Here is a 14,002-nt window from a genome sequence, read left to right as displayed (position 1 = left end):
GCGTCGGTGATCACCCGGTCGGTGGACGCCGACCCCGGCCACCCCGCCCGCCCCGGTTCAGAGCAGCGGGGCCGCCACCGTACGCAGTGCGGTCGCCACGTCCGGCGCGGTCACCGGGCCGCCGCAGGCCGCCTCCCGGCCGGCCAGCCCGTGCAGGTACGCCGCGACGGCCGCCGCCCGTTCCGGGGCCAGCCCGGCGGCGAGCAGCGAACCGAGCAGCCCGGCCAGCACGTCCCCGGTGCCCCCGGTGGCCAACGCGGGACTGCCGGTCGGGTTGACGTACGCCCGGCCGTCCGGCGTGCCGACCACCGTGCGGTCCCCCTTGAGCAGCACCGTCGCGTTCATCCAGGCGGCCAGCCGCAGCGCGGCGGCGACCCGGTCGGCCCCCGGCTCCTCGCCGCACAGCCTGGCGAACTCCCGGTCGTGCGGGGTGACCACGATCGGGGCGTCCCGGTTGCGCAGCCGGTCGGCGAGCGAGCCGTCCACCAGCAGGGTCAACGCGTCCGCGTCGAGCACCACGGGCACCGGCGCGGCCAGTACCGCGCGCAGTTCCGCCCCGGCCTGCTCGTCGGTGCCCAGGCCCGAGCCGCAGACCCAGGTCTGCACCCGACCCGCCCCGGCGACCCGTTCGGTGGCGATCACCGACGGGTGCTGCCGGACCACCTCGTCCCGGGCACCACCGGCGTACCGGACCAGGCCGGTGGGGCCGGCCAGCGCGCCACCCACCGAGAGCACCGCCGCCCCCGGGTAGGTCCGCGAGCCGGTGGCCACCCCGACCACGCCCCGGCTGTACTTCTCGGAGGCGGCACCGGTGCGGGGCCACCAGTCGCGCACGTCCGACCACTGCGTGACCCGCAGCGCGGGGGTGCCGCGCAGCCACGGGCCGAGCCCGATGTCGACCAGCTCGACCTGCCCGGCCAGCGGTGCCGCCGGACCGACCACCAGGGCCGGCTTGAGCGCGCCGAACGCCACCGTCACGTCGGCCCGCACGGCGCGGGGCCGGCCCGTCCCGTCCGTCGGTACGTCGCCGGTGTCCACCGCCACCCCGCTGGGCACGTCCACCGCGACGACGGTGGCCCGGCCGCCGTCGCGGCCCCGCAAGCCGGGCAGGCCGGCGACGAGTTCGTCGGCGGCGTCCCGCAGCCCGCCGGTGCCCCCGATCCCGACGATCCCGTCGAGCACCAGGTCGACCGTGGCGGGCGGGGCGTCGACCAGTCGACCCCCGGCGGCCCGCAGCGCCGCCAGTCCGTCGGCGTGCGCCCGCCCGGGGGCGGTCGCCAGCACGGCGACCTGGGCACCCCGGCGGGCCAGCCGCTCACCGGCGTACAACGCGTCGCCGCCGTTGTCGCCGCTGCCGACCAGCAGCAGCACCCGCGCGCCGTACACCCCGCCCCGGTCGGCGAGCAGCAGGGCGCACCGCCGGGCCAGCCCGGCCGCCGCCCGCTGCATGAGCGTCCCCGGGGGCACGGTGGCCATCAGGCCGGCCTCCGCCGCGCGTACGTCCGACACCCGCCACACCGATCTCATGCCACCCCCGTCTGCGCCGCCGGGCGGCCGTCCCGCCCGTCCCGGTCGGGCCCGTCCGCCGTGGTCGGGATCACCCTACCGGCGGTGGAGGCGGCAGATTACCCACCGGCGTCGCGGCCGGCAAGACCTGTGGACAACCCGGGGGTACGCCCACCGCCCGTCGTCCACAGGGCCCACCGGCCGACCGCCCCGCCACCTAGCGTCGGCGGCACAGGTCACGGCGGCGGGCCGGGCGGGGGCGGGAGGCGGACGATGACGGACGAGCCGGTGCGGGTGGACCTGCCGGTGCTGCGGGCGACCGCCGGCGGCCTGGCCGACGAGGCGTACGCGCTGGCCCGGGGGCTGGCGGGTCACCCCGGGCTGGTGCTGTCCTCGCCGGGTTGGCGGGCCGAGGCCGCCCTGGCCGGGCTGGAGTCGGCGGTGCACGCCTGGCACGGGGTGCTCGGCGTACGGGTCGCCGAGACCGGTACCGCGCTGCGCGACGCCGCCGAAGCGTACGCGGCAGCCGACGACCGGGCCGCCGGGCGGCTGGCCGGTCGACCCCGATGATCGGGTACGCCCAGCTCTGGGCCGCCTCCCCGAGCGACTGGGTGGCGGCGGGGGTGGCCTGGCGCGGGCTGGAGGCGCCGGTCACCCGACGGCGGTCCGGGCTGGCCGAGCGGGCGGCGACGCTGCGGACGGGCTGGTCGGGTGGGGCGGCCACCAGGGCCGGCGGCCGGCTCGACGGGCTGCGCGCGGAGCTGGGCACCATCCTGCCGGCGCTGGTCGAGACCGATCAGGTGCTCGCCGAGTTCGCCGGTCGGCTGCGGGTGGCCAAGGGCCGGCTCGCCGAGGCGGTGGCGCTGGCCGACCGTACCGGCGTGGCGGTCGACCGGCACGGCGGACTGCGGGCGGTCCCCCCGACCTGGCGCGGCCCCGAGTCGGGTGTGCTGCCGGCTTGGGCGGGTGCCCGCCCCGGCCTGTCCGGCGGCGGGGGTGGCAACGGTGGCGGGGCGGGATCGCCGGCGGCGGTGGCCCAGGTGGCGGCGGCGCTGCGGGAGGCGCTCGCGCTGGCCGACGTGGCCGACCGGGAGGTCGCCGGCCGGCTGGCCGAGTTGACCGGGGCGGCCCGCACCGGCTGGGTGCAGCGGCCACCACCGGGCCGGCCGACCGACGATGCCACGCCGGCGGCGGTCCGCGCCTGGTGGGACGGCCTCACCCCGGCCCAGCGGCGCTGGCTGGTGCTGCACGAGCCGGCCCGGATCGGCCCGCGCGACGGGGTGCCGGCGGCGGCCCGGGACCAGGCGAACCGGCTGCTGCTGGCCGGGCACCGGGAGGCCCTGTTGGCCGAACGCCGGACGGTGTCGGCCAGCGGGTCGGGCGGGCGCTCCCGGCTGCGCCGGATCGACCGGACGCTGGCCGCCCTGGACGGCCTCGCCGGGCGGCTCGCCGCGACGACGGGACCCCGGCCCTACCTGCTCGGACTCGACCCGCGCGGCGACGGCCGGGCGATCGTCGCGCTGGGCAACCCGGACCGGGCCCACCGGGTGCTGACCTACGTGCCGGGGATGACAAGTGACCTCGCCGACGTCCCCGGCGAGCTGGGTCGGGCGGCCCGGGTGCAGGACCGGTGCACCGCCCTCGCCCCCGGTGACGAGACGGCGGCGGTGCTCTGGCTGGACTACGACGCCCCCGACTTCCTGCCCGAGGCGTCCTCACCGGCCCAGGCCCGGGACGCCGGGCCCGACCTGCACCGCTTCCAGGAGGGGCTGCGCGCCACCCACGACGGGCCGGCGGCCCGGCAGACCGTACTGGGGCACAGCTACGGCTCGCTGGTGGTGGGCAGCGCCGCCCGCGACCACGGGCTGGCCGCCGACGCGCTGGCCTTCGTCGGGTCACCGGGGGTGGGGGTGGACCGGGCCGGGGCGCTCGGCCTGCCACCGGGGCAGGTCTGGTCGAGCACCGCCGGCGATGACGTGATCCGGCTGGTCGAGCCGTCCCGGGAGCTGGCCGGCCGGGCGGTGCTGGCCACCTCGCCGCTGGCGAGCGCCGCCTCGCTGTTCCGCCCGGACGACCACCGGTTGTGGTTCGGGCACGATCCGAGCGATCCGGGCTTCGGCGGCCGGACCTTCCCCAGTGGTCGGGGCGGCCACACCGGTTACTGGGAGCCCGACAACCCCGCCCTGGACGGGATGGCCCGGATCGTGCTGGGCCGGTGAGCGGCGTCCTACTCCACGGTGACCGACTTCGCCAGGTTGCGCGGCTGGTCCACGTCGTGTCCCCGGGCGGCGGCGATCTCGGCCGCGAGCACCTGCAACGGCACGGTGGTGACCAGCGGCGCGAGCAGGGTCGGCGTACGCGGCACGTAGATCAGGTGGTCGGCGTAGCGGACCACCGCCTCGTCGCCCTCCTCGGCGATCACGATGGTCCGGGCGCCCCGGGCCCGGACCTCCTGGATGTTGGAGACGACCTTGTCGTGCAGCATGCCCCGGCCGACCGGCGACGGCACCACGCAGATCACCGGGGTGCCCTTGTCGATCAGGGCGATCGGCCCGTGCTTCAGCTCACCGGCGGCGAACCCCTCGGCGTGCATGTACGCCAGCTCCTTGAGCTTGAGCGCGCCCTCCAGGGCCACCGGGTAGCCGACGTGCCGGCCGATGAACAGCACCGTCGGCTCCGACTTCAGCTCCCGGGCCAGCTCCCGCACCGGCTCGATCCGGTCCAGCAGCTCCCGCAGCTTGCCCGGCATCTCCTGGAGCTGGGCGACGACCGCGCCGACCTCGTCGGCGAACTTGATCCCCCGCACCTGGGCCAGGTGCAGGCCGATCAGGTAGCAGGCGACCAGCTGGGTGAGGAACGCCTTGGTCGAGGCGACGGCGATCTCCGGGCCGCCGTGGGTGTAGAGCACCGCGTCGGACTCGCGCGGGATGGTGGAGCCGTTGGTGTTGCAGATGGCCAGCACCCGGGCCTTCTGCTCCTTGGCGTGCCGCAGCGCCATCAGGGTGTCCATCGTCTCGCCGGACTGCGAGATCACCACGATCAGGGTGGACCGGTCGAGCACCGGGTCGCGGTAACGGAACTCGCTGGCCAGTTCCACCTCGCAGGGGATGCGGGTCCAGTGCTCGATGGCGTACTTGGCGACCATGCCCGAGTGGTACGCGGTGCCGCAGGCAACGATGAAGATCTTATCGACGTCGCGCAGGTCCTGGTCGCTGAGGCGGACCTCGTCGAGGGCGATCTCCCCGGTCTCGGTGAGCCGGCCGAGCAGCGTGTCCGCGATGGCCTGCGGCTGCTCCTCGATCTCCTTGAGCATGAACCAGTCGTAACCACCCTTCTCGGCGGCCGAGGAGTCCCAGTCGATGTGGAAGTCCTTGCCGGTGGCCGGCTGACCGTCGAAGTCGGTGATCTCGATGCTGTCGGCGGTGATCAGCACGAGCTGGTCCTGGCCCAGCTCGACCGCCTCGCGGGTGTGCTCGATGAACGCCGCCACGTCACTGGCCAGGTAGTTCTCCCCGTCACCCCGGCCGACCACCAGCGGCGAGTTGCGCCGGGCGCCGACCACCGCGCCCGGGATGGCGGCATCGACGGCGAGCAGGGTGAACGCGCCCTCCAACCGGCGGCACACCACCCGCATCGCGGCGGCGAGCAACTGCGGGCCGTCGGTGCCGCCGGCCGCCCGCAGTTCGGCGAGCGCGTGGGAGAGCAGGTGGGCGGCGCACTCGGTGTCGGTGTCGCTGGTGAACTGGACGCCGTCGTCCTCCAGCTCGGCGCGGAGCTTGGCGAAGTTCTCGATGATGCCGTTGTGGATCACGGCGACCCGGCCGTCGGGGGCCACGTGCGGGTGGGCGTTGCGGTCGGTCGGGCCGCCGTGGGTGGCCCACCGGGTGTGGCCGATGCCGGTGGTGCCGTCGCCGATGCCGACCGGGCTGGCGGCGCAGTCGTCGGGGTTGGTGGCGGCCCGCTCGGAGAGGACCTTTTCCAGGTTGGCCAGCTTGCCGGCCTTCTTCTCGGTGAGCAGCTCGTCGTCGCAGACGATCGCGACCCCGGCCGAGTCGTATCCCCGGTATTCCAGCCGCCGCAATCCGTCGAGCACGATGCCGAGCGCCGGGCGCGCGCCGGCGTAACCCACGATTCCACACATGGTTCGCAGCCTAACCCAGTTTCGCTCACCTCGTGTGCGCGGAAGCCGGGCAAACGATCACCGAATTTGAGCGATCGGGCGGTGACGGGCGGCAACCGGACGACCGTCACCCCCGTCCGGACGTACGGGGTTGCGGGTGGCCCGCCGGTACGTCAGTCTCTCGGCGACCCCTGGAACGTCCCTGGGACGGCCCGCTCGCCCCTTTCCTCCCCTTCCGTCCCCGGAGCAGCGATGTCCGACACGCCATCCCCCAGCGATCCCGCGCCCCCACCCGGCGACCCCGCTCCCGCGGTCGGCGGCCCGACACCCCAGGCGTCCGGCGACCCGGCTCCCGGCCCCGCCGGCACCACGGGCCCGTCCGCATGGGCCCCGCCGGACCCACTCGCGGTCCCGCAGCCCTGGGTGGCCCCCACCCCCTGGGCCCACGGATCGACACCCGACCCGACCGCCGCCCCCTACCCCGGCCCGGCCGGCCCGACGTCTCCCTACCCGCACGGTCCGGCCTTCCCCGGCCCGACTCTTCCCGGCACATCGGCTGATCCGTCGGCCGCGCCCGCCGATCCGTCCGGCACGCCCGTCACTCCGGGTGACTGGTCCGCCGGGAGCCCCGGCGGTTCCCCGCCCGCAGGTTGGGCCGGCGCGGTCCCGGGAGGCTGGCCCGGCGTACCCGGAGCACCACCCGGCCCCGGCTGGCCCGGTAGCGACCGGCCCGGCCCGGCCCCCGGTGCCGCCTGGCCCGCCGGCCCACCCGGAGTCCCCGGCGGGCAACCCACCGGCTGGCCCGGCGGACCGCCCGGTCACGGCTGGCCGCCGCCGGGTTATCCGCCGCCGTTCGCCCACCCCGGCTACCCGCCACCTGGCGGGCGCACCTCCACCAGCGCCGGCGCGGTGGTGGGCATCGTGGTCGCGGTGGTCGTGGTGCTCGCCCTCGTCGGCTGCGCCTGTTTCTGCGGCGGCGGCGCCCTGCTGGGCGGGACCGGGCCGGACACGGCGACCGAGGACCCCTACGGTCGCGGTTACTACGACGACGAACCCGAGCCGAGCTGGAGCCCGCCGCAGCCGTTCCAACCCTCCGCACCGGCCACCCGGCCGGCCGACGGCCCCGGCCGGTACCCGGTGACCTACGAGGTGACCGGCACCGGCCCGGTGGACCTCCAGTTCTACGACGGGGACGGCTACTTCATCCAGCAGGAGAAGGTACGGCTGCCCTGGCGGATGGAGCTGCGTACCGACGATCCGAACCGGGTGCTGGTCAGCGCCGCCCGCTCCGACGGCAACCCGGGCGGGTTCCGGTGCGCCACCACCGTCGGCACCCGACCGCGGGTCACCGACGTGGCCGGTCCGGACGACTGGCGGGTGCAGTGCCACGCCAACCCGATCCGCTGACCACGACGGATCACCGGCGGCACGCCGGAGCAGCGCGGGAGGGCGGCTCGGCGGCGGAAAGGCGGTGACGAGCCCTGGTGGCAGGGGCGGTCTCGGGCCGTAGGCTGACGGGCGTGACGACACCGACCGATGTCGACCCGCTGGTGGCCCGGATGCGTCCGTTCGGGACGACCGTCTTCGCGGAGATGTCCGCGCTCGCCGTCCGGACCGGTGCGGTCAACCTGGGCCAGGGCTTCCCGGACACCGACGGGCCGCCGGAGATGCTGGCCGCCGCCGCCGAGGCGCTGCGCTCCGGGCACAACCAGTACCCGCCCGGTCCGGGGGTGCCCGTGCTGCGTCGGGCCGTCGCCGAGCACCAGCTCCGCTTCCACGGCCTGACGTACGACCCCGACGGCGAGGTGATCGTCACCGCCGGGGCCACCGAGGCGATCGCCGCCAGCATCCTCGCGCTCTGCGAGCCGGGTGACGAGGTGATCTGCTTCGAGCCGTACTACGACTCGTACGCGGCATCGATAGCCCTGGCCGGGGCGGTACGGCGACCGGTGACGCTGCGCCCCGGCGACGACGGCCGGTACGCCTTCGACCCCGACGAGCTGCGGGCCGCGTTCGGGCCGCGTACCCGGCTGGTTCTGCTGAACTCGCCGCACAACCCGACCGGGAAGGTCTTCACCGCACCGGAGCTGACCCTGGTCGCCGACCTCTGCCGGGAACACGACGTGTACGCGGTCACCGACGAGGTGTACGAGCACCTCGTCTTCACCGACGCCGCCGCCGCGCACCTGCCGCTGGCCACCCTGCCGGGGATGTGGGAACGCACCCTGCGCATCTCGTCGGCCGGCAAGACCTTCTCCTGCACCGGCTGGAAGGTGGGCTGGGTCAGTGGGCCCGCCCCGCTGGTGTCGGCGGTGCTGCGGGTCAAGCAGTTCCTCACCTACGTCAACGCGGGGCCGCTGCAACCGGCGGTCGCCGTGGCGCTGGCCCTGCCCGACGACTACTACACCGGCTTCCGCGACAGCCTCCAACGGCAGCGGGACCTGCTGATCGGTGGCCTGACCGACGCCGGTTTCGCGGTGCTCACCCCGGAGGGGACGTACTTCGTCACCGCCGACATCACCGACCTCGGCGGTCGGGACGGGTTGGAGTTCTGCCGTTCCCTGCCGGAACGCTGTGGTGTGGTGGCGGTACCCACCCAGGTCTTCTACGACGACGCCGAGGCCGGCCGCCGGCTGGTCCGGTTCGCCTTCTGCAAGCGCCCCGGGGTGCTGACCGAGGCCGTCACCCGGCTACGCGAACTGGCCGCCACCCGCTGATCCCGCCGGGGCCGGCGGGCGGCGGACCCGGGGCCGGTCAGCCGGCGGGGCTGGCGGTGCGGACCTGCTCGGCGATCCGTTCGGCCACCGACCGGGCGGTCTCCTCGGTGCCCGCCTCGACCATCACCCGCACCAACGGTTCGGTGCCCGACGGGCGCAGCAGCACCCGGCCGGTCTCCCCCAGCTCGGCCTCGGCCCGTTCGACCTCGGCCGTGACGGCGGGCGCGGTGGCACCGACGGTACGGTCCCCGACCGCCACGTTGATCAGCACCTGCGGCAGCTTGGTGACCACGGAGGCCAGCTCGGCCAGGGACCGGCCGGTGGCGGCCATCCGGGCCATCAGGTGCAGGCCGGTGAGCACCCCGTCGCCGGTGGTGGCGTGCGCGGGCATGACGAGGTGTCCGCTCTGCTCGCCGCCGAGGGCGAGGCCGGAGGCGCGCAGCTCCTCCAGCACGTACCGGTCGCCGACCTTGGTCTCGACCAGCCGGATGCCCTGCGCGGACATGGCCAGCCGCAGGCCGAGGTTGCTCATCACGGTGGCGACCAGGGTGTCCCGGGTCAGCTCGCCGGCGTCGCGCAGGGCCAGCGCGAGGATCGCCATCAGCTCGTCGCCGTCGACCTCCTCGCCGTTGGCGTCGACCGCGACGCAGCGGTCGGCGTCGCCGTCATGGGCGAGGCCCAGGTGCGCGCCGTGCTCGACCACGGCGGCCCGCAGGCCGTCGAGGTGGTTGGAACCGCACTCGTCGTTGATGTTGAGGCCGTCCGGCTCGGCGTGGATCGCGATGACCTCGGCACCGGCCTCCCGGTAGGCCACCGGGGCGACCTCGGCGGCGGCGCCGTTGGCGCAGTCGACCACCACCTTGATTCCGTCGAGGGGGTGCGGCACGGTGCCGACGAGGTGCTGCACGTAGTGGTCGGCGCCGTCGAGCAGGTCGTGCACCCGGCCGACCCCGGCACCGACGGGGCGGTCCCAGGCGGTGGTGGCGTTGGCCTCGACGGCGGCCTCGATCCGCAGCTCGATCTCGTCGGGCAGCTTGTGCCCGCCGGCGGCGAAGAGCTTTATCCCGTTGTCCGGCATCGGGTTGTGCGAGGCGGAGAGCATCACGCCCAGGTCGGCCTTGGCCTCGGCGGTCAGGAACGCCACGGCGGGGGTGGGCAGCACGCCGACCCGGACGACGCTGGCCCCGGCGCTGGTGAGGCCGGCGACCACGGCGGCCTCCAGCATCTCGCCGCTGGCCCGGGTGTCCCGACCGACGACGGCCAGGGGCGGGTGGCTGCGGTCCGACTCGGCCAGTGTGTGCGCGGCGGCCACGGCCACCGCGAGCGCCAGTTCCGGGGTGAGGTCGACGTTCGCCCGCCCGCGTACGCCGTCCGTGCCGAACAACCGACCCATACCCGCCAACCTCCGGTGCGACTGCGATGAGTGGAGAAAGCGGAACGGCCGGGCCACCTCCCCGTTGGGGGAGGCGGACCCGGCCGTCCGTCAGAAGTACAACGCGCTGTCGGTGATCAGCGCTTCGAGTACTGGGGTGCCTTACGGGCCTTCTTGAGACCGTACTTCTTGCTCTCCTTGACCCGGGCGTCCCGGGTGAGGAAGCCGGCCTTCTTCAGGGCCGGACGGTCGTCCGGCTCGCTGACGATCAGCGCGCGGGCGATGGCCAGCCGCAGCGCACCGGCCTGGCCGGTGGTGCCGCCGCCACGCAGGTTGGCGATGACGTCGAACGCCTCGGGCTTCTCGGCGGTGACCAGCGGGTCCTTGATGAGCTGCTGGTGCACCTTGCTCGGGAAGTAGGCCTCGAGGTCGCGGCCGTTGCAGGTGATCTTGCCGCTGCCGGGGACGATGCGGACCCGGACGATGGCCTCCTTGCGGCGGCCGACGGTCTGGATCGGGCGGTCACCACGCGGCGCGCGGGCGACGGGCGCGGGCGCCTCGGTGGCCTCGGGGACTTCCGCGGCAACCTCGGTCTCGGTGATGTCGGTCATGCTGTTTCCTTCGCCCTCGCTCACTGCGCGATCTGCTTGATCTCGAACGGCACCGGCTGCTGCGCCAGGTGCGGGTGCTCGGCACCGGCGTAGACCTTCAGCTTCTTGATCAGCTGACGGCCCAGCTTGTTGTGCGGGAGCATGCCCTTCACGGCCAGCTCGATCGCCCGCTCGGGCCGCTTGGTCAGCAGCTCCTCGTAGCCGACCTGCTTGAGGCCGCCCGGGTAACCGGAGTGCCGGTAGGCGACCTTGGTCTGCCGCTTGTTGCCGGTCAGCGCCACCTTGCCCGCGTTCACGATGACGACGAAGTCGCCCGTGTCGACGTGCGGCGCGAAAGTCGGCTTGTGCTTGCCGCGCAGCAGCGTGGCGGCGTGGGTGGCCAGGCGGCCCAGCACGACATCAGAGGCGTCGATAACGTGCCACTGACGCTCGATCTCACCCGGCTTCGGGCTGTACGTACGCACAGGTCTACCTTGTCTCGTCGTCGGTCTGGGGTCGCGCGCCGAGGTGACCAGAGGCTTCCCGGCCGGACCAGCGCGCACGAACGACCAAGCGTACCTGAGCGGCACGCCTCTGGATGTCGTACAACAGCAGGCAACGATACCCGCCGCCCCGTCGGCTGGTCAAAACGGGGGGTAGACCGGCGTGGCCTGCGGTTTTCCCGCATGACCATGGTCACACTCCGGTGAGCCTACCCGGGCCGGGCCGCAGGTAGACCGTCCAGGTCACCACGAAGCAGAGCGCGTACCACCCGATGAAGGCCAGATAGGCGGCGTCCGCGTTGCCGGAGGTGAGGAAGGACTGCCGGAAGGCGACGTTCACCAGCACCCCGCCCGAGGCGCCGACCGCTCCGGCGATGCCGATCAGGGCACCGGAGAGCCGCCGGGCCCGGCGCTGCGCGGCGGCCGGGTCACCGGTCAGCTCCGCCTCGGCCGTCGCGCGGGCCCGGAAGATCGCCGGGATCATCTTGTACGTGGAGCCGTTGCCGATGCCGGAGAAGACGAACAGCGACAGGAACCCGGTCAGGTAGAGCGGGAACGACCGTTCCCGGGCGGCGAAGAGCACCAGGCTGGCGCCGACTGCCATCGCGACGAAGTTCCAGAAGGTCACCCGGGCCCCGCCGAGCCGGTCGGCGAGCTGCCCACCGACGGGCCGGATCAGCGAACCGATCAGTGGTCCGAGGAAGGTCAGCCAGGCCGCGTCGACCGGGGTGGGGAAGCGCTCGGCGAACTGGAGCTGGAGCACCTGGCCGAAGGCGAAACCGAAGCCGATGAAGGAGCCGAAGGTGCCCACGTACAGCAGGGACATCACCCAGGTGTGCCGGTCGCGGGCTGCCTCGCGCAGCGCGCCGGGCTCGTTGTGGGCGTCCGGGATGTTGTCCAGCCAGCGGGCGGCGGCGAGCGCGGCCAGCACGATCAGCGGCAGGTAGACCGCCGGCACCAGCCGGGGGTACGCGGCCCCGGCGGTGGCCAGCACCGCGAGCCCGACCAGTTGCACGGCCGGTACGCCGAGGTTGCCGCCGCCGGCGTTGAGCCCGAGCGCGCGGCCCTTGAGCCGGTCGGGGAAGAACAGGTTGATGTTCGCCATCGACGAGGCGAAGTTGCCGCCGCCGACCCCGGTCAGGCAGGCCAGCACCATCAGCGTGGTGTAGGACACCCCCGGTTCCAGCAGCACCGTCATCGGCACCGCCGGCACGAGCAGCAGCAGCGCGCTGACGATGGTCCAGTTCCGCCCGCCGAAGCGGGCCACGGCCAGGGTGTACGGCAGCCGCAGCACCGCGCCCAGCGCGGCCGGCACGGCGGTGAGCAGGAACTTGCCCGCCGGGTCGATGCCGTACGCCGGGCCGAGGAAGAGCACGGTGACCGACCAGAGGCTCCACACCGAGAAACCGACGTGCTCGGCGAAGATCGACACCCAAAGGTTACGGCGGGCGATCGGCGCTCCGGTCGTCCGCCAGAAGGTGGGGTCCTCGGGCCGCCAGTCGTCGAGCCGGTGCCGGCGTCCGGCGCCCCGGGCGGCAGGCGGATCGGCGGAAGTCGACGGATCGGCCTCCGGCTGTGCGTCGATGGCGCCCGCCGGGTCGGCGGCGGAGTTGCTGCTACTGGCGAGCGTACTCACGGCGATTCCTCCTCATCGATATGAAGAGGGATGCTAAGCAGTGCCGGTTTCCCGGTGGTGGCCCGGTTGGGTCGTTCCGGAAACGGGAACCGCACGTCGCCCGGCGGCCTGCCGTGAGGTGGTCAGAGTTCCTGGAGGATGCGCAGCGCGCGGTTCACCCGCTGCATGGTCTCGGTGTCGGCGATATCCACGCACTCGGTGAACCACTTCTTCATCGGCGCGGACAGCCGGTCGGGCATGACCACGTTGCCACCCATCGGCACGGCGAGCGGGGAGTCCCGCAGCAGCGCCGTCTCGACCACCTCGGCGACGATCACGATCGGCACGTCGGTGGAGTTGTAGACGTCGGAGCTGATCACCAGGCCGAGCCGTTCCCGGGCGCCCTCGATGCGCCAGACCTCTCCCCTACGCAGCACGCGGGCGACCACCGAAGAGCACGTCGGCGACCATCCCCACCTCGCTGGCGTCGGCGAGGGCGGCGGATTCCAGGTCGAGCCCGGCCCGGCCGACCGCTTCGGCGTGTGCGGTGAAGACCTCCCGCAGGGCCTTCTCCCGGGCGGCCTGGTCCATCCAGGCAGAGAGGGACAGCCCCTCCCGCTTGGCGAACCGGCGGGCCTCCTCGATCGTCTCGTCCGAGAACGAGAGGGTCACCTTGGCAGTCATGCCGCTGATCCTACCCCGGGTATGACCACCGGTCATCCCCATGACCCGGACCGCCGCCCGCGACAGCCCGGGTCAGGCCGGGCGGCGCCCGCCGAAGACCGCGAACCGCCACGCCTTGTAGAAGCAGTCCACGTCGACCAGGCCGGCGTCGGCCAGCCACCGGCACTGGTCGGCCACCGACGCCGGACGGTCGTGCCGCATCCGCTGCCGGGCGGCGGCGATCTCGTCGGCGTCGGAGCCCCGGGCGGCGGTCTGCGCCAGCCAGACGTCGTCGTACCGACGGTCCAGGGTCGGGGTGGGACCGGCCACCTGCTCGGCGTTGACGAACACCCCGCCGGGGACGAGCGCGCCGGCCGCCCGCCGGTAGAGGGCGCGTTTGCCGTCGTCGTCGAGGTGGTGCACGGCCAGGGCGGAGACCACCGCGTCGTACCGGCCGACGGGCAGCGGATCTGCCAGGTCGGCCACGACGGTGCGGTGCGCCACCCCCCGGGCGGTCAGTCCGTCGGCGGCCACCGCGAGCATCCGCGCCGCCCCGTCGACCAGGGTCACCCGCACCCCGGGCAGCGCTGCGGTGAGCAGCAGCGAGAGCAGCCCGGTGCCGGCGCCCAGGTCGAGCACCTCGGGGGTACGACCGGCGGCGAGCGCGGCCCGCAGCGGCGGGGCCGCCACCTCGACGGCGGTGCCGTAGAAGTCGTCGAAGCAGGGGACGAGCCGGCGGCGGGCCTGATCGTAGGAGCCCGCCACCGCATCGAAGGCCGCCGTCACGTCCACGATCCACCCCTCTCACATATTAGGAAACCTGTCTCATATTATAGACCCCACCGTCCGCTCCGATGCCCCGGTGCGGTGTGAACCGCTCTTGACAGGACCGAAACAGAAGGGACCCCGGTCGGAA

General features: G+C 74.2%; 13 protein-coding genes. 4 read left to right on the top strand and 9 right to left on the bottom strand.

The window, feature by feature from the left end; genetic code table 11:
• Positions 1–57: 57 nt before the first annotated feature.
• A complete protein-coding gene (locus JQX11_RS11300; protein ID WP_204924899.1) occupies positions 58–1,527 on the bottom strand; it encodes an NAD(P)H-hydrate dehydratase in 1,470 nt (489 codons plus the stop codon).
• 252 nt (positions 1,528–1,779) lie between these two features.
• On the opposite strand from JQX11_RS11300, the gene JQX11_RS11295 reads away from it, so the two are divergent.
• Together JQX11_RS11295 and JQX11_RS11290 are read left to right on the top strand one after the other, a co-directional pair.
• Entirely contained in the window at positions 1,780–2,076 is a 297-nt protein-coding gene (locus JQX11_RS11295) for a hypothetical protein (protein WP_204924898.1), read from the top strand.
• On the top strand, positions 2,073–3,725 hold the full coding sequence (locus JQX11_RS11290; RefSeq protein ID WP_204924897.1) for an alpha/beta hydrolase: 1,653 nt from the start codon (positions 2,073–2,075) through the stop codon (positions 3,723–3,725). The genes JQX11_RS11295 and JQX11_RS11290 overlap by 4 nt, the downstream gene beginning before the upstream one ends.
• An 8-nt stretch (positions 3,726–3,733) precedes the next feature.
• On the opposite strand, the gene glmS is transcribed toward JQX11_RS11290, so the two are convergent.
• Complete coding sequence (glmS, locus tag JQX11_RS11285) at positions 3,734–5,647, bottom strand: glutamine--fructose-6-phosphate transaminase (isomerizing) (RefSeq protein WP_204924896.1); 1,914 nt, start codon at positions 5,645–5,647, stop codon at positions 3,734–3,736.
• A gap of 888 nt (positions 5,648–6,535) precedes the next feature.
• Between glmS and JQX11_RS11280 the strand changes: the two genes are divergently transcribed.
• Both JQX11_RS11280 and JQX11_RS11275 read left to right on the top strand, forming a co-directional pair.
• Complete coding sequence (locus tag JQX11_RS11280) at positions 6,536–7,033, top strand: hypothetical protein (protein WP_204924895.1); 498 nt, start codon at positions 6,536–6,538, stop codon at positions 7,031–7,033.
• Positions 7,034–7,146: 113 nt separating this feature from the next.
• A complete protein-coding gene (locus JQX11_RS11275) occupies positions 7,147–8,343 on the top strand; it encodes a pyridoxal phosphate-dependent aminotransferase (RefSeq protein ID WP_204924894.1) in 1,197 nt (398 codons plus the stop codon).
• 37 nt (positions 8,344–8,380) lie between these two features.
• On the opposite strand, the gene glmM is transcribed toward JQX11_RS11275, so the two are convergent.
• The 7 genes from glmM to JQX11_RS11240 all read right to left on the bottom strand — a co-directional run bounded on the left by glmM (position 8,381) and on the right by JQX11_RS11240 (position 13,878).
• Positions 8,381–9,736 (bottom strand): phosphoglucosamine mutase, encoded by a 1,356-nt coding sequence (gene glmM, locus JQX11_RS11270; protein WP_204924893.1) that lies wholly within the window; start codon positions 9,734–9,736, stop codon positions 8,381–8,383.
• A gap of 116 nt (positions 9,737–9,852) precedes the next feature.
• A complete protein-coding gene (rpsI, locus tag JQX11_RS11265) occupies positions 9,853–10,326 on the bottom strand; it encodes a 30S ribosomal protein S9 (RefSeq protein WP_204924892.1) in 474 nt (157 codons plus the stop codon).
• A 20-nt stretch (positions 10,327–10,346) separates the two neighbouring features.
• Positions 10,347–10,790 (bottom strand): 50S ribosomal protein L13, encoded by a 444-nt coding sequence (rplM, locus tag JQX11_RS11260; RefSeq protein ID WP_088647410.1) that lies wholly within the window; start codon positions 10,788–10,790, stop codon positions 10,347–10,349.
• Positions 10,791–11,001: 211 nt separating this feature from the next.
• Complete coding sequence (locus tag JQX11_RS11255) at positions 11,002–12,393, bottom strand: MFS transporter (protein ID WP_204925025.1); 1,392 nt, start codon at positions 12,391–12,393, stop codon at positions 11,002–11,004.
• Positions 12,394–12,566: 173 nt separating this feature from the next.
• On the bottom strand, positions 12,567–12,872 hold the full coding sequence (locus JQX11_RS11250) for a type II toxin-antitoxin system PemK/MazF family toxin (protein ID WP_204924891.1): 306 nt from the start codon (positions 12,870–12,872) through the stop codon (positions 12,567–12,569).
• On the bottom strand, positions 12,850–13,107 hold the full coding sequence (locus JQX11_RS11245) for a DUF6364 family protein (RefSeq protein ID WP_088647412.1): 258 nt from the start codon (positions 13,105–13,107) through the stop codon (positions 12,850–12,852). The genes JQX11_RS11250 and JQX11_RS11245 overlap by 23 nt, the downstream gene beginning before the upstream one ends.
• Before the next feature lie 72 nt (positions 13,108–13,179).
• Positions 13,180–13,878 (bottom strand): class I SAM-dependent methyltransferase, encoded by a 699-nt coding sequence (locus tag JQX11_RS11240; protein WP_204924890.1) that lies wholly within the window; start codon positions 13,876–13,878, stop codon positions 13,180–13,182.
• Between the last annotated feature and the right edge of the window lie 124 nt (positions 13,879–14,002).

Source organism: Micromonospora humida (assembly GCF_016901255.1).
GTDB classification, from domain to species: domain Bacteria; phylum Actinomycetota; class Actinomycetes; order Mycobacteriales; family Micromonosporaceae; genus Micromonospora; species Micromonospora wenchangensis.
This window is presented reverse-complemented; position numbering and strand designations above follow the sequence as displayed.

Bases quoted from the DNA above. Each gene is read 5' to 3' on its own strand.
- JQX11_RS11300 (WP_204924899.1), bottom strand. From the start codon at position 1,527: ATGAGATCGGTGTGGCGGGTGTCGGACGTACGCGCGGCGGAGGCCGGC.
- JQX11_RS11295 (WP_204924898.1), top strand. From the start codon at position 1,780: ATGACGGACGAGCCGGTGCGGGTGGACCTGCCGGTGCTGCGGGCGACC.
- JQX11_RS11290 (WP_204924897.1), top strand. From the start codon at position 2,073: ATGATCGGGTACGCCCAGCTCTGGGCCGCCTCCCCGAGCGACTGGGTG.
- glmS (WP_204924896.1), bottom strand. From the start codon at position 5,647: ATGTGTGGAATCGTGGGTTACGCCGGCGCGCGCCCGGCGCTCGGCATC.
- glmM (WP_204924893.1), bottom strand. From the start codon at position 9,736: ATGGGTCGGTTGTTCGGCACGGACGGCGTACGCGGGCGGGCGAACGTC.
- rpsI (WP_204924892.1), bottom strand. From the start codon at position 10,326: ATGACCGACATCACCGAGACCGAGGTTGCCGCGGAAGTCCCCGAGGCC.
- JQX11_RS11245 (WP_088647412.1), bottom strand. From the start codon at position 13,107: ATGACTGCCAAGGTGACCCTCTCGTTCTCGGACGAGACGATCGAGGAG.